Below are 16,825 nucleotides of genomic sequence, written 5' to 3' on the forward strand. Positions count from 1 at the left end.
TCCAGAGTTCTGTCCAACCCCTGCCGTCGAGAAGGCGGTCTGGCAGGATGGGACTACATCAGTCCGGGCCGAATGGAGGGCACTGTGAGCCTCAGCCGTAAGCGCAAGAAGGAACTCCGCAAGCTCCAGAAGCAGGCGAACAGCCTGTGGGAGTCGCAGCAGGTTCTCGTGAACGAAGCCGCGGGCATCGCACGGGAGGCGGGGCACCAGCTCGGCAACTTCCGGCGCGAGCAGATCACGCCGCAGGTGAAGCAGGGGTACGAGAAGTACGCAGCCCCCTATGTGGACAAGAGCGTGACCGTGTCGCGGCGCGTGCTCAACGACGCGGTCGTTCCGGCCGCGGGTGCCGTCGTAGGCTCCGCACTGTCGGTGTGGGATGCCGCCAACGACACGCGTGCCCGTTTCGCCGCCGGCAAGGGCCTGTCCCTCCCCGACGCGAAGAAGTACGCCAAGAAGGCCGACAAGTACGGTGCAAAGGCGACGAAGAAGATCTCGTCGCAGCTCTCGGGCCTGCAGCCGAAGAAGCAGGGGATGGGCGCCGGCGGCGTCATCGCCATCATCCTCGGTGCCGCTGCCGCTCTGGGCGTCATCTACGCCGCGTGGCAGACGCTCCGTGCCGACGACGAGTTGTGGGTGGCGGACGACCCGCTGCGCGCACCGGATGAGTGATCCTCTCGCGCGGGTCCGCGATGCCGCCACGGCACGCGGCCTGACCGTCGAGTTCCGGGAACGCCCGGCCGCACACTCCCTCGAGGAGGCGGCCGGGCTTCTCGGTGTGTCGCCGTCGACGATCGTGAAGACCCTCGTGGTCAAGCGCAGCGACGACACGTACCTGTTCGCACTGGTCCCCGGCGACCGGGGCATCTCCTGGCCGAAGCTCCGCACGGTCGTGGGCGTGAACAAGCTGCAACTCCCCGATCCCGATCGGGCACTGGCCGCCACAGGCTATGAGCGCGGGACCATCGTCCCCATCGGCAGCGCGACCGAGTGGCCCGTCTACGCCGATGAGCGCATCGCCGGACAGCGCATCGCCATGGGCGCCGGCGCCCACGGCTTCAGTCTCTTCGTCGACGCGGACGACCTGATCTCCGCCTACGATGCGATCGTGGCCGACATCTCCCAGCCGCTCGGCTGACGGCATCGGTCCGCGCGGGTTCGAGGACTCACGCGTCGTCGTACATGCGCAGAGCGATGTCGACGAGCTTCACCCGCTGCAGGCGCCGCACTCCCGCACGGGGGAACCACTCCGCGCGATCCGTGGACCCGTCGACCTCGTTGCGCAGCTTCCCTCCGACGACCTCGCCGCGGTAGACGATACGCAGGGTGTGCAGAGGCACCGTCGCGTCGTCGACCAGCCGCCGTGTCGGGGGGATCACCCGCGAGTGGATGCCGAGAAGGCCCTTCAGCTCCACCCGGTAGCCGGTCTCCTCCCGCACCTCGCGGCGAGCCGCGCGCTCGGGATCCTCGCCTGCCTCCAGTCCGCCGCCGGGAAGCGTCCACGCGGCGCGGCGCCCCTCATTCCAGTGCGCCAGGAGAAGTCGATCATCCGGGTCGACGATGACGGCATACGCCGCGACCCGCAAATCCATGCTTCACCCTACGACGGATGGGGATCACGGTGGAAACGACGAAAGCCGGCCCGAAGGCCGGCTTTCCTGTCCTGTGGAGCCTGGGAGAATCGAACTCCCGACATCCTGCTTGCAAAGCAGGCGCTCTACCAACTGAGCTAAGGCCCCGAAATGTGCGGTGGTGGGGCTACCAGGACTTGAACCTGGGACCTCTTCATTATCAGTGAAGCGCTCTAACCGCCTGAGCTATAGCCCCGCTTGCGACCGGCGTTCGCACGTCGGTCAACCTCGAAGACTTTACCCGAATCGCGCGGTTTTCACGAATCGGAGCGACGTCCGGAGGGTCAGTTCGAGGTGAAGCCGACCAGCAGGCCGCCGGTCACCTTCACGGCGAGGTTGTAGATGCCCGCGGTGACCGCCCCGAGCACCGTCACCACGACCAGGTTCAGGATCGCCACGACGGCGGCGAATGCCAGCACCTGCGGAAGGCTGATGAACTGCGACAGCAGGAAGTTGCCGTCCGAGAAGCTGCCGAAGAACTCGTCAGCCCGGTCGATCAGACCCGTCGTCTGCACGACGAGGTAGATCAGGACGAAGGACACCACCGTCACGATCGCGAGGGCGATCGCCGCGAGGAAGGACAGCTTGACCGCCGACCAGAAATCGGCGTACACCAGGCGCAGGCGGACCTGCTTCGCACTGGTCTTGCTACTGGACTTGCGGGCGAGCTTGTCGGCTACCGTGCTCATGCGTCAATACTCTCTCGGACGGCGCCCTTCGGCGGGATCAAGGGGCTTCGGATTCGGTGCCCGATGCGGGCTCGGCTGCCTCGTCGCTCTCGACGGGCGCCTCCTCGGCCAGGCCTCGCTCACCGTTCCGAGCGATCGCGAGGATGCGATCTTCGTCATCGGGGCGGGCGAACACGACACCCATCGTGTCGCGACCCTTGGCGGGGACCTCGGCCACGGCAGAGCGTACCACCTTGCCGCTGGCAAGAACCACCAAGACCTCGTCCACCTCCGAGACGATCAGACCGCCCGCGAGATCACCGCGTTCCTCGTGCAACTTGGCCACCTTGATGCCGAGTCCACCGCGATTCTGCGTCCGATACTGGTCGACGGCGGTGCGCTTGGCGTAACCACCCTCGGTCACGACGAACACGAACGCATCATCTCGGGCGACGGATGCCGACAGCAGCGAATCGTCGCCGCGGAAGTCCATGCCCTTCACGCCCTCGGTGGAACGACCCATCGGTCGGAGCGAGGCATCCGTCGCCGTGAAGCGAAGCGACATGCCGTGCCGGCTGATGAGGAGGATGTCGTCGTCCTCGTCGACGAGGAGAGCGCTGACGAGTTCGTCGCCGTCCTCCTCGTCCTGAGCGCGGAGGCGGATCGCGATGATGCCACCCTGACGGTTGGTGTCGTACTCGGTGAGACGGGTCTTCTTCACCAGGCCGCTGCGGGTGGCCAGGACCAGGTAGGTCGCGGCGGTGTAGTCGCGGATGTCGAGGATCTGCGCGATCTCCTCACCCGGCTGCAGCGCGAGGAGGTTGGCGACGTGCTGACCCTTCGCGTCGCGACCGGCCTCGGGGACCTCGTAGCCCTTGGCGCGGTAGACGCGGCCCTTGTTCGTGAAGAACAGCAGCCAATGGTGGGTCGTGGTGACGAAGAAGTGCTCGACGACGTCGTCGGCGCGCAACTGTGCACCCTTCACACCCTTGCCACCGCGGTGCTGCGAACGGTAGTTGTCGCTGCGCGTCCGCTTGATGTAGCCGTCGCGGGTGACGCTGACGACCATCTCCTCCTCGGGGATGAGGTCTTCGACCGACATGTCGCCGTCGAAGCCGGGGAGGATGTGGGTGCGCCGGTCGTCGCCGAACTTGTCGACGATCGCGGTGAGCTCCTCGTGGATGATCGAGCGCTGCCGGGCCGGGGTGGCGAGGATGTCCTTGAAGTCCTCGATCCGCGCCTCGAGCTCGGTGGCCTCGTCGATGATCTTCTGGCGTTCCAGCGCGGCAAGACGACGCAGTTGCATCGACAGGATCGCATCGGCCTGGATGTCATCGATGTCCAGCAGCGACTTCAGACCCCCGCGGGCTTCATCCACGGTCGGCGACCGGCGGATGAGCGCGATCACCTCGTCCAGCGCGTCGAGCGCCTTGAGGTACGCACGCAGGATGTGCATGCGCTTCTCGGCCTCGCGGAGGCGATACGTCGTCCGGCGGACGATGACCTCGATCTGGTGCGTGATCCAGTACGAGATGAACCCGTCGAGCGGCAGGGTGCGGGGAACACCGTCGACGATCGCGAGCATGTTCGCGCCGAAGTTCTCCTGCAGCTGCGTGTGCTTGTACAGGTTGTTCAGCACGACCTTCGCCACGGCATCGCGCTTGAGCACGATGACCAGGCGCTGGCCGGTGCGGTCGGAGGTCTCGTCGCGGATGTCGGCGATGCCCGTGATCTTGCCCTCGCGGGCGAGGTCGCTGATCTTCACCGCGACGTTGTCGGGGTTCACCTGGTAGGGCAGTTCGGTGATCACCAGGCACGTGCGGCCCTGGATCTCTTCGATGCTGACGACGGCGCGCATCGTGATGGAGCCGCGACCGGTGCGGTACGCCTCCTTGATGCCCTTCGTGCCGAGGATCTGCGCGGCAGTCGGGAAGTCGGGGCCGGGGATGCGCTCCATGAGCGCCTCGAGAAGCTCTTCGCGGGTGGCCTCGGGGTTCTCCAGCGCCCACAGCGCGCCGGAGGAGACCTCGCGGAGGTTGTGCGGCGGGATGTTCGTCGCCATACCGACCGCGATACCCACCGAGCCGTTGACGAGCAGGTTCGGGAACCGCGCCGGCAGGACCGTCGGCTCCTGCGTCTGACCGTCGTAGTTGTCCTGGAAGTCGACGGTCTCCTCTTCGATGTCGCGCACCATCTCGAGCGCGAGCGGAGCCATCTTCGTCTCGGTGTAGCGCTGGGCCGCGGCCCCCTGGTTCCCGGGAGAACCGAAGTTCCCCTGCCCGAGCGCGAGCGGGTAGCGCATCGACCACGGCTGGACGAGACGCACGAGGGCGTCGTAGATCGCCGAGTCGCCGTGCGGGTGGTACTGACCCATCACCTCGCCGACGACGCGGGCGCACTTCGAGAACGACTTGTCGGGACGGAAGCCGCCGTCGTACATGCCGTAGAGCACGCGGCGGTGCACGGGCTTGAGTCCGTCGCGGACATCCGGCAGCGCGCGACCGACGATGACGCTCATCGCGTAGTCGAGGTAGCTGCGCTGCATCTCGGCCTGCAGGTCGACCTGGTCGATGTGGCCGTGGTTGTGTGCGGCAGCGGCGGGGCGCTCTTCGTCAGTCATGTGTTCTCAGTTCGATTCCGGTGAATTCCGTGCGCGTGAGGCGACGAGATCAGATGTCGAGGAAGCGGACGTCCTTGGCGTTGCGCTGGATGAACCCGCGCCGCGACTCGACGTCCTCGCCCATGAGCACGGTGAAGATCTCGTCGGCCGCGGCGGCGTCATCGATCGTCACCTGCTTGAGGGTGCGGGTCTCGGGGTCCATCGTGGTCTCCCACAGCTCCTTGGCGTTCATCTCGCCCAGACCCTTGTAGCGCTGCACCGCGTTGTCCTTCGGGATCCGCTTGCCGGAGGCGATGCCGTCGGCAAGCAGTGCGTCGCGCTCTCGATCGCTGAAGACGTACTCGTGCGGCGAGTTCGACCACTTCAGGCGGTACAGCGGCGGCTGCGCGAGGTAGACGAAGCCGGCCTCGATGAGTCCGCGCATGTAGCGGAAGAGCAGGGTGAGCAGCAGCGTGGTGATGTGCTGACCGTCGACATCGGCATCCGCCATCAGCACGATCTTGTGATACCGCGCCTTGTCGATGCTGAAGTCCTCGCCGATGCCCGTGCCGAAGGCCTGGATCATCGCCTGGACTTCCTTGTTCGACAGCGCCTTGTCCAGGCGCGCGCGCTCGACGTTCAGGATCTTTCCGCGCAACGCCAGGATCGCCTGGGTGTGCGGGTCGCGGCCCTGCACGGCCGAACCACCTGCGGAGTCACCCTCGACGAGGAAGATCTCGCTGATCGAGGGATCCTTGCTCGTGCAGTCCTTCAGCTTGTCGGGCATCGCCGCCGACTCGAACACGCTCTTGCGTCGCGCGGTCTCGCGGGCCTTGCGTGCCGCCATACGCGCGGATGCCGCGTCGATGGCCTTGCGGATGACGTTCTTGGCCTGCACGGGATTGCGGTCGAACCAGTCCCCGAGCTTGTCGCCGACGACCTTCTGGACGAAGGCCTTCGCCTCCGTGTTGCCGAGCTTGGTCTTGGTCTGACCCTCGAACTGGGGCTCGGAGAGCTTCACGGAGATCACGGCGGTGAGCCCCTCGCGGATGTCCTCACCCGTGAGGTTGTCGTCCTTCTCCTTGAGGAGGTTCTGCGCGCGGGCATAGCGGTTCACCAGCGTGGTGAGCGCCGCCCGGAACCCCTCCTCGTGCGTGCCGCCCTCGTGCGTGTTGATCGTGTTGGCGAAGGTGAAGACGTTCTCGGTGTAGCTCGTCGTCCACTGCATCGCGAGCTCCATCGCGATCTTCCGTTCGGTGTCCTCGGACTCGACCTCGATGATCTCGTCGTTGACGACCTCCGCGTGACGGACGCGGTTGAGGTGCTCGACGTAGTCGACGAGGCCCCGTTCGTAGAGGAAGCTGTCGCTGCGAGGCTGGGGTGCGGCATCCGCATCGGCGAGACCGTCGATGTCGACGAGCCCCTCCGGGCGCTCGTCGCGGAGGCTGATGCGCAGCCCCTTGTTGAGGAACGCCATCTGCTGGAAGCGGGTGCGCAGCGTGTCGTAGTCGAAGACGACGGTCTCGAAGATCGTGTCATCGGGCCAGAACGTGATCGTCGTCCCCGTCTCGGTGCTGTCCTCGCCCTTGGCGAGCGGCGCCTGGGAGACACCACCGGTCGCGTACGACTGACGCCACACCGAACCCTGGCGCTTGACCTCCACCTCGAGGCGGGAGGAGAGGGCGTTCACGACCGACGAGCCGACGCCGTGCAGACCACCGGAGACCGCGTATCCGCCGCCGCCGAACTTTCCGCCGGCGTGCAGGACGGTCAGGACCACCTCGACCGTGGACTTGCCCTCGGTCTTGTGCATGTCGACGGGGATCCCGCGACCGTTGTCGACCACGCGCACCGCGCCGTCGGCGAGGATCGTGACCTCGATCGCGTCGCAGTAGCCGGCGAGGGCCTCATCGACGGAGTTGTCGACGATCTCGTAGACCAGGTGGTGCAGACCCCGCTCACCGGTGGAGCCGATGTACATGCCGGGACGCTTGCGCACGGCCTCGAGTCCCTCGAGCACCTGGATGGCGTCGGCACCGTACTCGTTGGGGACCGCGGAGGACGGTCGCGATTCGGGTTCCTCGGGAACGCTTCCAGGGTTATCGGACGTCATAAGTGAGAGCGCTCCACATCGATGGGCAGGGGCCCGGCCAGTCTATCAACTTTGCCTCGCCGGCAACGCCTCTACGCCCCTGTGGCGCGCGGAAATCGTTCCGGACGATATCGGACGTGGCTCAGCCGTAGGTATCGCGCGGGCCGCGCCCTGGAATCGTTCTGGGACCCCATTTCCACGAGGGGACGTCCGGTCCGACGAAACGGATGGTCTCGACCCCCGCCTCGGGGAACCGGCGCACGATCTCTGTGAGGATGTGCGCACGCATGAGCTGCAGCTGCTTGGCCCAGGCTGTGGAATCGGCCTGGACGGTGAGGGCGCCCTCGGTGAACGCCACCGGTCGGGTGTGCTGCGCCGTCCCCTCACCCGCCACTTCCGCCCACGCACGCACGACATCCTCACGGGCGAGTTCGCGATCCCACCCGGACTCCCGGGTCAGGTCGGCGAGGACATCGGCGACCCCCTTCGGATCGCGACCTGTGGTGAAGGGCTGATTCTCGTCGTCGTCCCGACGCCGACGCTTCTTGCGCCGCCACGACGTGGACGACGGCTCGAGTCCACGCAACCGCAGGTACGTCGCCACCGTCTCTGGGACCTCCGCGACGGGCGCGCCGGTGTCACTCTCCGGCATCCGCGTTCCCCACGATCGTGCCGGCCTCGACACGCACGACCCGTGCGGTCAGCGCCTCCGGGACATCCTCTTCGACCGCGGCGGTGACGATGACCTGTTCGTAGTCGGCTGCGAGGGAAGCCAATCGTGTCCGGCGTCCGGCATCCAGTTCGGCGAACACGTCATCGAGGATCAGGACCGGATCCCCGCGCAACGACTGTGCGCGCAGGAGCTCGGCCGAGGCGAGTCTCAGTCCGAGTGCGACCGACCACGACTCCCCGTGCGACGCGTACCCCTTCACCGGCAGCCCGCGGACACGCAGGAGGAGATCGTCACGGTGGGGCCCGACGAGCGTGATCCCGCGCTCGAGTTCCGCGGAGCGCTTCGCCGCGAGAGCAGCCCGGAACCGCGCCGCGATCACATCTCCCTCCCCGGTGTCATCGGTCGCGCCGGAAGCTGCCGGGTCGGCGGTGGGCGGTGCGTCCTCCGCATCGGGATCGAAACCCTCGATCGAACGCGACCACTCGATCTCGGGGCGATGGTCTGCGCCCGCGATCGACGCGTACGCGGACGCGAGCGGACCGGCGAGTTCGTCGGCGAGCTGCCCGCGCATCCGGATGATCTCCGTGCCGAGGGCGACCAGTTTGTCGTCCCAGACATCGAGCGTCGACAGCGCTTCACCGCGGATGCCGCGCGCCCGCGCCGACTTCAGCAGGGCGTTGCGCTGCTTGAGCACGCGGTCGTAGTCCCCGAGGACCCCGGACATCCGCGGAGACACCTGCACCAGGAGCTGATCGGCGAAGCGGCGCCGCGCGGACGGATCGCCGCGCACGATCTGGAGGTCTTCCGGCGCGAACAGCACGATCTGGGCGTAGCGCGGGAGTTCGGCGGGCTTCGCCGGAGAGCCGTTGATACGGGCCTTGTTCGTCCCCTGCCGATTGATCTGCACCTCGAGCAGCACCTGCCGGTCGGCGTGACGGAGGCGCGCTCGCACGATCGCGGCATCCACCCCGTCGCGGACCATCGGCGCGTCGGTCGACACGCGGTGCGACCCCAGCGTCGCGAGGAAACCGATCGCTTCCGCGAGGTTCGTCTTGCCCTGACCGTTGCTGCCGACGAACACGTTGGGCCCGGCGACGAGCGCGACCTCCGCTTCCGCGTAATTGCGGAAGTCACGGAGGCTCAGGTGCTCGACGATCACCGGTCAAGCCTAATCAGCGGCGCCGACAGGACGTCGGTGCCGGCATCCGTCACCGCAGGAGCAGGTTCGGCTGCAGCAGGTAGCGGAAGGACTCCTCGCCGGCGCGATCGACCGAGGTCTGCGGCGTGATGAGGACCGGGCTCAGCTTGTTCGCGTTGTCACTCGAGGTGAACGTGATCCGCGCGAACTCGCTCTTGACCGCGCCGAGCGCTTCGAGGAGGTACTGGGGGTTGAGACCCAGCGTGACATCCTCGCCGACGAGGTTCGCGTCGACCGACTCGGTCGCCCGCGCCTGCTCGGTTCCGGAGGCGTCCATCGACACGGCATCCGTGGTGAAGGTGAAGCGCAGCGGAGCGGAGCGGTCGAGCACGAGCGCGACACGGCGAACGGCTTCGGCGAGCTCGGCGGTGTTCACGACGGCGTGGTGTTCGGTCTGCTCGGGGAACAGCCGGCGTACCGGTGGGAAGTTGCCCTTGATCAGCAGCGACGTGACCGTCTTGTTGCCGGCGGTGAAGGCGATGATCTCGCGGTCGCCCGATCCCGAGAAGGCGATCGAGATGTCCCCGGAGTGCGAGAACGTCTTGCCGACCTCGGTCAGGGTACGGGCGGGGACGAGCGCGGTCGTGGCCTCGTCCGAGGCCGATCCGCCGCCGTCCCACGGGATCTCGCGGAGGGCGACGCGGTAACGGTCGGTCGCGACGAGGCTGAGATGGGTGCCCGAGACCTCGAGCTGCACACCGGTGAGGACGGGGGTGACGTCGTCGCGGGAGGCTGCGAAGGCGACCTGCGCGATGGCGGTGGCGAAATCCTCACCCGGCACGAGCCCCGAGTCGCCCGTGACCTCGGGGATCGCGGGGTATTCCTGAACCGGCATCGACGAGAGCGTGAAGCGTGCGGAACCGCAGGAGAGCAGGATGCCGCCGTCGTCATCGACCTCGATCTGGATCGGAGCGTTCGGGAGACGGCTGGCGATCTCGGACAACAGACGCCCGTGCACGAGGATCGTGCCGGGGTCGTCGATCGTCGCCTCGATCGTGGTGCGGGCCGATGCTTCGTAGTCGAAGGCGGACAGCGACAGACCGTCTTCGCCGGCTTCGATCAGCACACCGGCCAGGATCGGCTGCGGATTCCGCTGCGGAAGAAGCTTGACGACGAACGACACGGCTTCGCTGAACACATCACGATTGACGTGGAACTTCACGAATGCTCCCTTGACAGCGGGCTGGGCCTCTCATGCTAGTCCCCGGTGAACCCCGCACCTGTGTCGGATGTGCGGGCGTCGCGGAGCGGCATCCGTTTCCCCGGTCGGTTCACGACAAGGTCACCGGCTCGACCCTTAATCCCTCTTTCTTTGTCATGGTGTTAACGCCTGTGGAAACTGTGGACAACTCGCTCGATCACTTGCGGGACACCGGAATCACATTCGTGTGAGTTGTGGATCGGCTGCGGACGGAGTTGTGATCGGTTCACGACCGCCGCGACGGTTATCCCCAGTTATCCACAGGCATCCCCGGATCGTGCACAGGGATTCCGGCGTCGCGGAAAGTTATCCACAGCTTTTCCACACTGTGCAGAACGCGGGCGAAACGCGGATTGTGCCGCCGCCGACGCGATCGTGTCAAGTGATTTCCGACCGTTTCGCGCGGCCGAGGAGAGGTCAGCGGCCGTTGCGGCCGAGCTGCGTGGTGATCTCGGTCACCTGGTTGTAGATGGAGCGGCGCTCCTTCATGAGATCGCTGATCTTCTTGTACGCGTACATCACGGTCGTGTGATCGCGGTTGCCGAAGAGCTGACCGATCTTCGGGAGGGAGAGGCTCGTCCGCTCCCGGCAGAGATACATGGCGATCTGTCGGGCGATCGCGACCGACTGCGAGCGGCTCGAGCCGTACAGGTCGTCGACGGTGAGCTTGAAGTACTGCGCCGTGGCCGTGATGATGTCCGTCGGCGAGACGACGTTCGCGTCATCCTGATCGATGATGTCGCGAAGCACCGTCTGTGCGAGAGACGTGTCGAGGTTCGACCGGTTCAGGCTGGCGAACGCCGAGACGCGGATGAGAGCGCCTTCCAGTTCGCGGATGTTCGAGGACACCACCGTGGCGATGTACTCCATGACCTCGTCGGGGATGTGCAGCCGCTCGGACTGCGCCTTCTTCCGGAGGATCGCGATGCGCGTCTCGAGGTCGGGAGCCTGCACATCGGTGATGAGACCCCACTCGAACCGGCTCCGCATGCGGTCTTCGAAGCCGGTGAGGTGCTTGGGCGGCACGTCGCTCGTGATCACGACCTGTTTGTCGTGATCGTGGAGGGTGTTGAAGGTGTGGAAGAACGCCTCCTGCGTCTCGGCGCGACCCTGCAGGAACTGGATGTCGTCGATCAGGAGGATGTCGACATCCCGATACCGCGCCTGGAACGCCGAACCGCGGTTGTTCGCGATCGAGTTGATGAAGTCGTTCGTGAACTCCTCGCTCGAGACGTACCGGACGCGGATGCCGGAGTACAGGCTCATGGCGTAGTCGCCGATGGCGTGGAGGAGGTGGGTCTTGCCGAGACCCGAATCGCCGTAGACGAAGAGAGGGTTGTATGCCTTCGCCGGTGCCTCGGCGACGGCGACCGCAGCGGCGTGGGCGAAGCGGTTGGACTGACCGATGACGAAGTTGTCGAAGGTGTATTTCGGATTGAGTCGCGTGTCCGTACGGGGGGCCGCCGAAGAGACCTCCACCGGCTCCTCCAACGGTGAGCGCGGGAGGGTGAACGTCTGCGCCGCCGTCATCGTGGCGGGGATCGCCTCCGGCTCCGGCTCGGAGTCGGCGCTCTCGATCAGCTCGGGGTTGACCACGACACGGAAGGTCGAGGCCGGAGCCTCATCCTGAGGAACCCTCGCGAGAGCCTCCATGATCGGCATCCGCATGCGCTTGGTGAACTGCGCGGCGGTGAGGTCGTTCGGCACGTCGAGGTACAGCGTGCCGCCCATGACGCCCTGCGGCACCGCAAGATTCAGGAAGCCGTGCAGCTGAGGAGTGATGCGATCGTCGACGGCGAGTTCGCCCAGCACCGCGGACCAGACGGGGACATCCGGTACATCGTGCGGTGACATGGTCCCCCCGGGGGTGTTGATTGTTGTGCACACTCCCGCGGAAACATCACGCCGGACCTGTGGATAACTGACTCAGACACGCTAGTCAGCGGCGCCCCCGGTATCAAGCCCGCAGGGTTGAGGCGCGCGGTGTGTCGCATCTTCGCGAGGCTCGGACGCTCGTGCATACTGGCCCGTTCAGTTCCCGGTTTGAGTTCTGGCGCCTCTCGACGTACCCTTAATCGGTTGACTTGTGCCTATCGGCCAGTCCCCATGTACGAGAGTCCCCGGTTTCGAGCGTCCCGGTGACCCTGACCCGGAAGATATCCCATGAGCAAGCGCACCTTCCAGCCCAACAACCGTCGTCGCGCCAAGAAGCACGGTTTCCGTGCCCGCATGCGCACGCGTGCCGGCCGTTCGATCCTCGCCGCGCGTCGGTCCAAGGGCCGCACCGAGCTCTCGGCCTGAGCCCGAGCGGTGCTCGCGAGGCCGAACCGACTCACCCGCGGCGCGGACTATAAAGCCGTCGTCCGTCGGGGGCGTCGGAGTGCGGGCGCGCACACGATCACCTACGTCAGGACGACGGGGGAATCGGATGCCGTCCGCTTCGGCTTCATCGTGAGCAAGCAGGTCGGCGGAGCCGTCGTGCGCAATACTGTGCGCCGACGGCTCAAAGCTGTATCCGCCGCGAGTCTGGCGGACTCGCAGGTCGACGCCGGGACGGACGTGGTGATCCGCGCGCTACCCAGCGCGGCAACTGCTCCGTATGTCGAGCTCCGCAACGACGTCACACGGTCCCTCTCCCGAGTCCGCGCATGAGCGTCCTGCCGTCGTATGCCGTCGGCGACGCGCATTTCGCGGCATCCGACTCCCTGCGCTCGGTTCCCCTCCTCCCGAGGAATGCGGTTCTCGCCTTTCTCCATGGATATCGTGCGACGGTGTCTCCTATGTACGGAGACGTCTGCAAGTACTACCCGTCGTGTTCCGCGTACGCGGTCGGCGCGGTCCAGCAGCACGGGGTCGTCAAAGGAACGGTCATTGCAGCGGCGCGACTCGCGCGATGCCATCCCTGGGCCCTCGGCGGCGAAGATGACGTCCCGCCCCACAGAGACTTCCCGCACGCGTTGACCTCCCGGGGTTTCGTCGTGCCGTCCCCCACCGGAAAGGACTGATCCTCCGCATGGATCTTCTGCTCGCCACCGCTTCGTCCACTCCGGCTCCCGCCGGCGGTGGCGGCTTCGACCTGATCGGCACCATCCTGTGGCCGCTGAAGTGGGTCGTCGAGCTCGTGCTCGTCGCCTGGCACGCGTTGTTCACGGCCATCGGCCTCCCGGCCGCCGACGGCATCACCTGGGTGCTGTCCATCGTCGGCCTGGTCATCATCGTGCGTGCCGCCCTGATCCCGCTCTTCGTGCGGCAGATCAAGAGCCAGCGCAAGATGATGGAAATCGCCCCTGAACTGCGGAAAGTTCAGGAGAAGTACAAGGGCAAGAAGGATCAGCTCTCCCGTGAGGCCATGAGTCGCGAGACCATGGCGCTGTACAAGAAGCACGGGACGAACCCGGTGGCGAGCTGCCTCCCGCTCCTCGTCCAGATGCCGATCTTCTTCGCCCTGTTCAGCGTGCTGAACGACGTCACGCGTCAAGCGCAGGCGGGCATCGGCGGTGTCGGACTCCTCACCGCGGAGCTGACGCAGGAGTTCTACGACGCGAAGCTCTTCGGGGTCGCCTCGCTCCACGAGACGCTGATCGACGCGTTCAACACGGGCAACACGACAGCGATCGTCATTCTGCTGGTCCTCGTCGTCCTGATGATCGTGTCCCAGTTCTTCACGCAGCTGCAGATCATCTCGAAGAACCTGTCGCCCGAGGCCAAGACCGGCCAGGCGTACCAGATGCAGAAGATCATGCTGTACGTCCTGCCGTTCGCGTTCGTCTTCTCCGGTGTCTTCTTCCCGCTGGGTGTCGTCATCTACTGGTTCGTCTCGAACCTGTGGACGATGGGTCAGCAGTTCCTCGTCATCCGTGAGATGCCGACGCCGGGTTCCGAGGCCGCGAAGGCGCGCGAGGAGCGCCTCGCTCGCAAGGGCAAGGCTATCGACGTGTCGGGCAAGGTCGTCCCCATGGAGAAGTACCTCGCCGAGCAGAAGCGTCTGTACGAAGAGGCGGAGCATGCCAAGGCGGCGACGCCGAAGCGGCAGCAGCCGGTCGGTAAGCAGCGGGCGAAGAAGCAGGCCCAGAAGCAGCCGGGTTCGACCCCGGGCGACAACGGCACGTCGTCCGCGTGAGCGGCGACCCCTCCACGAAGGAACAGTCATGACGAACATCGATACTCCCCGCGTGAGCGCGGACCGTACCGAACCGACGATCGAGGAGCTCGAGCAGGAAGGGGACGTCGCCGCAGACTTCCTGGAGGGCCTGCTCGACATCGCCGATATCGACGGAGACCTCGATCTCGACGTGCGAAACGGTCGTGCGTACGTGTCCGTCGAGGCCCCCGAGGGAGGTTCGGTCTCACTGATCGCCGATCCCGATACGGTTCAGGCGTTGCAGGAACTCACGCGCATCGCGGTTCAGGCGAAGACGGGTCGATTCTCGCGCCTCATCCTGGATGTGGGTGGATCTCGCGACACCCGTCAGCAGCAGCTGGCAGGTCTGGTGGATCGAGCGATCCAGAAGATCGAAGAGGGTGCCTCGCAGGCGTCGCTCCCATCCATGTCAAGCTATGAGCGGAAGCTCGTGCACGATGTCGTCGCCGAGCGCGGCTTCGTTTCGGAGTCGTACGGTGAAGGAGCGGATCGTCACACCGTGATCCGCCGCGCCTGACGTGTCGGACGACGTTTCACGTGAAACGCCGGCTGCGACGGTCGAGGCCGAGCCGGTAGCCGCTGAGGAGATCTTCGGCTCGCGCCTGGCTGTCGCGCGTCAATTCACAGCCGCGCTGGCGGAGCAGGGCGAGGAGCGAGGCCTCATCGGTCCTCTGGAACTTCCCCGCCTGTGGACGCGTCACGTCCTCAACAGCGCGATCATCGCGCCTTTCTTTTCGGGGCGTGTCGCGGACATCGGCTCTGGCGCGGGCCTCCCGGGTCTCGTGCTCGCGATCGCGCGCCCGGACGTCGAGTGGGTCCTGGTCGAGCCGATGGAACGCCGTGTGCAGTGGCTTGGGGAGCAGGTACGCGAGCTCGAGCTGGACAACGTCGAGGTTGTGCGCGCCCGTGCCGAGGACTGGAGTCGGGGTCCCGTGATGGATGCGGTCACCGCGCGGGCAGTGAGTGCGCTGCGCACGCTGTTGCCGCTGACCGCGCCTCTCGTTCGTGACGGCGGCGAATTGGTTCTGCTCAAGGGCGCGAACGCTCAGAACGAGATCGCCGCGGCGCAGAAGCAACTTCGGAAGTTCAGCGTCGTCGATGCGCGTGTCGAGATCGTGGGTGAGGGTGTTCTCACCGAGCCCACCCGCGTCCTCCGAGGCACCATCCGCCGCTGACCCCAGGGTTGCGGTGTTCCGAGGTCCTCCGCGCCGGCGTCGACCACGGGATGGTGCCACCCCCGGGTGATTAAGTACCCGCGGAGCGGCGTACCGAGATCCCTCAGCCGGTCTCGGTACACCGCGCTCCGCGCGGCACTCGACCACCGAAACAAGGCCGGCGCGGGAGATGTTTCACGTGAAACGCGTGGGGGTCATGCCAGTGATCGAGTAGCCGCGGTGCAGCGACTGAGATCCCCGCCGGCGTCGACCACGGGAGGGGGTCACCCCCGGTGATCGAGTAGCCGCGTAGCGGCGTACCGAGATCCCTCAGCCGGTCTCGGTACACCGCGCTCCGCGCGGCACTCGACCACCGGAGCTAAGCCGGCGCGGGAGATGTTTCACGTGAAACGCGTGCGGGTCATGCCGGTGATCAAGTATCCGCGGTGCAGGGACCGAGATCCCCCGCCGGGTTCGACCACGGGATGGGGTCACCCCCCGGTGATCGAGTAGCCGCGGAGCGGCGTACCGAGATCCCTCAGTCGGTCTCGGTACACCGCGCTCCGCGCGGCACTCGACCACCGGAACTAAGCCGGCGCGGGGGATGTTTCACGTGAAACGCGTGCAAGTCATGCGGGTGATCGAGTAGCCGCGAAGCGGCGTACCGAGATCCCCCGTCGGGTTCGACCACGGGATGGGGTCACCCCCCCGGTGATCGAGTAGCCGCGAAGCGGCGTATCGAGATCCCCCATCCGGTCTCGGTACACCGCGCTCCGCGCGGCACTCGACCACCGAAGCAAAGCCAGCGGGAAATGTTTCACGTGAAACTCGTGCGAGTCATGCCGGTGATCGAGTAGCCGCGGTGCAGGGACCGAGATCCCCGCCGGTTTCGACCACGGGATGGGGTCACCCCCGGTGATCGAGTAGCCGCGAAGCGGCGTACCGAGATCCCCTCCTCCCCCGGGGACGCGCCGACCTGTGTTGTCCACCGATCCCAGATCCTCATGCCGTCAGCTCACGCAAACCCACAAAGATGCAGTGATGGCATGGATGTACATCCTTCAGTGCGCGGACGGTTCTCTCTACGTGGGTAGTACGCTCGACCTCTCACGTCGTGTGGAGGAGCATCAATTCGGAGAAGGTTCGGCATACACCGCGGTCAGGCTTCCCGTCGTGTTGCTCTATTCCGAGGAGTATGACCGCGTCGAGGATGCTTTTCGTCGGGAGAAGCAGGTCCAGGGATGGGGCCGGGCAAAGCGCCTCGCGCTGGTCGCCGGCGATATGGGCGCGGTGTCACGGCTAGGTAAGAAGCGTTTCACGTGAAACGTCGGTAGAGGATCTCGGTATGCGGCTGTGCCGCCACTCGATCACCGGGGAACGCGCGAAGCGCGACGTCTTGTGACTTTGGGGTGCGGTGGGGGATCTCGGTACGCCGCTGCGCGGCTACTCGATCACCGGGGGAACGCGGGGA

Annotated in this window: 16 protein-coding genes, 2 tRNA genes and 2 pseudogenes; 9 read left to right on the plus strand and 11 right to left on the minus strand. The window is 66.2% G+C overall.

From position 1 onward, the window contains the following. Positions 1–84 precede the first annotated feature (84 nt). Both LTL01_RS00390 and LTL01_RS00395 read left to right on the plus strand, forming a co-directional pair. The gene (locus LTL01_RS00390; RefSeq protein ID WP_236966957.1) at positions 85–669 is read left to right on the plus strand and encodes a DNA helicase; all 585 of its coding nucleotides are present in this window, start codon (positions 85–87) and stop codon (positions 667–669) included. After that, positions 662–1,135: an aminoacyl-tRNA deacylase gene (locus LTL01_RS00395; RefSeq protein ID WP_236966958.1), complete on the plus strand. Its 474-nt coding sequence runs from the start codon at positions 662–664 to the stop codon at positions 1,133–1,135. Before LTL01_RS00390 ends, LTL01_RS00395 begins: the two co-directional genes overlap by 8 nt. A 28-nt stretch (positions 1,136–1,163) precedes the next feature. Here the strand turns inward: LTL01_RS00395 and LTL01_RS00400 are convergent, their stop codons facing one another. From LTL01_RS00400 to LTL01_RS14900, 11 genes and pseudogenes are all read right to left on the minus strand, one after another. Next, entirely contained in the window at positions 1,164–1,589 is a 426-nt protein-coding gene (locus LTL01_RS00400) for an NUDIX hydrolase (protein WP_236966959.1), read from the minus strand. 74 nt (positions 1,590–1,663) lie between these two features. After that, a tRNA-Ala gene (locus LTL01_RS00405) sits at positions 1,664–1,736 on the minus strand. Between the two features lie 11 nt (positions 1,737–1,747). Further along, positions 1,748–1,824 (minus strand) — tRNA-Ile (locus tag LTL01_RS00410). Between the two features lie 88 nt (positions 1,825–1,912). Further along, positions 1,913–2,317, minus strand: a complete 405-nt coding sequence (locus tag LTL01_RS00415) for a DUF3566 domain-containing protein (RefSeq protein ID WP_236966960.1) — start codon at positions 2,315–2,317, stop codon at positions 1,913–1,915. A 37-nt stretch (positions 2,318–2,354) separates the two neighbouring features. After that, the gene (gene gyrA / locus LTL01_RS00420; RefSeq protein WP_236966961.1) at positions 2,355–4,916 is read right to left on the minus strand and encodes a DNA gyrase subunit A; all 2,562 of its coding nucleotides are present in this window, start codon (positions 4,914–4,916) and stop codon (positions 2,355–2,357) included. 49 nt (positions 4,917–4,965) lie between these two features. After that, on the minus strand, positions 4,966–7,008 hold the full coding sequence (gene gyrB, locus LTL01_RS00425; RefSeq protein ID WP_236966962.1) for a DNA topoisomerase (ATP-hydrolyzing) subunit B: 2,043 nt from the start codon (positions 7,006–7,008) through the stop codon (positions 4,966–4,968). Between the two features lie 121 nt (positions 7,009–7,129). Beyond that, the gene (locus tag LTL01_RS00430; RefSeq protein ID WP_236966963.1) at positions 7,130–7,639 is read right to left on the minus strand and encodes a DciA family protein; all 510 of its coding nucleotides are present in this window, start codon (positions 7,637–7,639) and stop codon (positions 7,130–7,132) included. Next, positions 7,626–8,819 carry a DNA replication/repair protein RecF gene (recF, locus tag LTL01_RS00435; protein WP_236966964.1) on the minus strand — a complete coding sequence of 398 codons (1,194 nt, stop codon included), beginning with the start codon at positions 8,817–8,819 and terminating at the stop codon, positions 7,626–7,628. The genes LTL01_RS00430 and recF overlap by 14 nt, the downstream gene beginning before the upstream one ends. Before the next feature lie 49 nt (positions 8,820–8,868). Further along, positions 8,869–10,020 (minus strand): DNA polymerase III subunit beta, encoded by a 1,152-nt coding sequence (gene dnaN / locus LTL01_RS00440; protein WP_053546710.1) that lies wholly within the window; start codon positions 10,018–10,020, stop codon positions 8,869–8,871. 456 nt (positions 10,021–10,476) lie between these two features. Next, positions 10,477–11,772 (minus strand): annotated as a pseudogene (gene dnaA, locus LTL01_RS00445) (chromosomal replication initiator protein DnaA); the annotation flags it as partial. Beyond that, positions 11,745–11,913 (minus strand): annotated as a pseudogene (locus LTL01_RS14900) (chromosomal replication initiator protein DnaA); the annotation flags it as partial. The pseudogenes dnaA and LTL01_RS14900, both read right to left, overlap by 28 nt. 309 nt (positions 11,914–12,222) lie before the next feature. Between LTL01_RS14900 and rpmH the strand changes: the two are divergent. The 7 genes from rpmH (at position 12,223) to LTL01_RS00480 (ending at position 16,677) form a co-directional block, all read left to right on the plus strand. Then, positions 12,223–12,360, plus strand: a complete 138-nt coding sequence (gene rpmH / locus LTL01_RS00450) for a 50S ribosomal protein L34 (RefSeq protein WP_053546712.1) — start codon at positions 12,223–12,225, stop codon at positions 12,358–12,360. A gap of 9 nt (positions 12,361–12,369) precedes the next feature. Then, on the plus strand, positions 12,370–12,711 hold the full coding sequence (gene rnpA, locus LTL01_RS00455; RefSeq protein ID WP_236966966.1) for a ribonuclease P protein component: 342 nt from the start codon (positions 12,370–12,372) through the stop codon (positions 12,709–12,711). Next, on the plus strand, positions 12,708–13,064 hold the full coding sequence (gene yidD, locus LTL01_RS00460; RefSeq protein ID WP_236966967.1) for a membrane protein insertion efficiency factor YidD: 357 nt from the start codon (positions 12,708–12,710) through the stop codon (positions 13,062–13,064). The genes rnpA and yidD overlap by 4 nt, the downstream gene beginning before the upstream one ends. An 8-nt stretch (positions 13,065–13,072) precedes the next feature. Next, positions 13,073–14,179, plus strand: a complete 1,107-nt coding sequence (yidC, locus tag LTL01_RS00465; RefSeq protein ID WP_236966968.1) for a membrane protein insertase YidC — start codon at positions 13,073–13,075, stop codon at positions 14,177–14,179. A 28-nt stretch (positions 14,180–14,207) separates the two neighbouring features. Further along, positions 14,208–14,717, plus strand: a complete 510-nt coding sequence (locus LTL01_RS00470; RefSeq protein WP_053546716.1) for a Jag family protein — start codon at positions 14,208–14,210, stop codon at positions 14,715–14,717. A 1-nt stretch (position 14,718) separates the two neighbouring features. Continuing rightward, positions 14,719–15,375, plus strand: coding sequence for a 16S rRNA (guanine(527)-N(7))-methyltransferase RsmG (gene rsmG / locus LTL01_RS00475; RefSeq protein ID WP_236966969.1), 657 nt, complete (start codon positions 14,719–14,721; stop codon positions 15,373–15,375). A 1,020-nt stretch (positions 15,376–16,395) separates the two neighbouring features. Next, entirely contained in the window at positions 16,396–16,677 is a 282-nt protein-coding gene (locus LTL01_RS00480) for a GIY-YIG nuclease family protein (RefSeq protein WP_236966970.1), read from the plus strand. Positions 16,678–16,825 lie beyond the last annotated feature (148 nt).

This window comes from Microbacterium aurantiacum, assembly GCF_021654035.1.
GTDB classification, from domain to species: Bacteria; Actinomycetota; Actinomycetes; order Actinomycetales; family Microbacteriaceae; genus Microbacterium; species Microbacterium aurantiacum.

Coding starts and splice junctions, on each gene's coding strand:
- LTL01_RS00400 (WP_236966959.1), bottom strand. CDS start 1,589: ATGGATTTGCGGGTCGCGGCGTATGCCGTCATCGTCGACCCGGATGAT.
- LTL01_RS00395 (WP_236966958.1), top strand. CDS start 662: ATGAGTGATCCTCTCGCGCGGGTCCGCGATGCCGCCACGGCACGCGGC.
- rpmH (WP_053546712.1), top strand. CDS start 12,223: ATGAGCAAGCGCACCTTCCAGCCCAACAACCGTCGTCGCGCCAAGAAG.
- gyrB (WP_236966962.1), bottom strand. CDS start 7,008: ATGACGTCCGATAACCCTGGAAGCGTTCCCGAGGAACCCGAATCGCGA.
- LTL01_RS00415 (WP_236966960.1), bottom strand. CDS start 2,317: ATGAGCACGGTAGCCGACAAGCTCGCCCGCAAGTCCAGTAGCAAGACC.
- yidC (WP_236966968.1), top strand. CDS start 13,073: ATGGATCTTCTGCTCGCCACCGCTTCGTCCACTCCGGCTCCCGCCGGC.
- LTL01_RS00470 (WP_053546716.1), top strand. CDS start 14,208: ATGACGAACATCGATACTCCCCGCGTGAGCGCGGACCGTACCGAACCG.
- yidD (WP_236966967.1), top strand. CDS start 12,708: ATGAGCGTCCTGCCGTCGTATGCCGTCGGCGACGCGCATTTCGCGGCA.
- LTL01_RS00480 (WP_236966970.1), top strand. CDS start 16,396: ATGGCATGGATGTACATCCTTCAGTGCGCGGACGGTTCTCTCTACGTG.
- gyrA (WP_236966961.1), bottom strand. CDS start 4,916: ATGACTGACGAAGAGCGCCCCGCCGCTGCCGCACACAACCACGGCCAC.
- LTL01_RS00430 (WP_236966963.1), bottom strand. CDS start 7,639: ATGCCGGAGAGTGACACCGGCGCGCCCGTCGCGGAGGTCCCAGAGACG.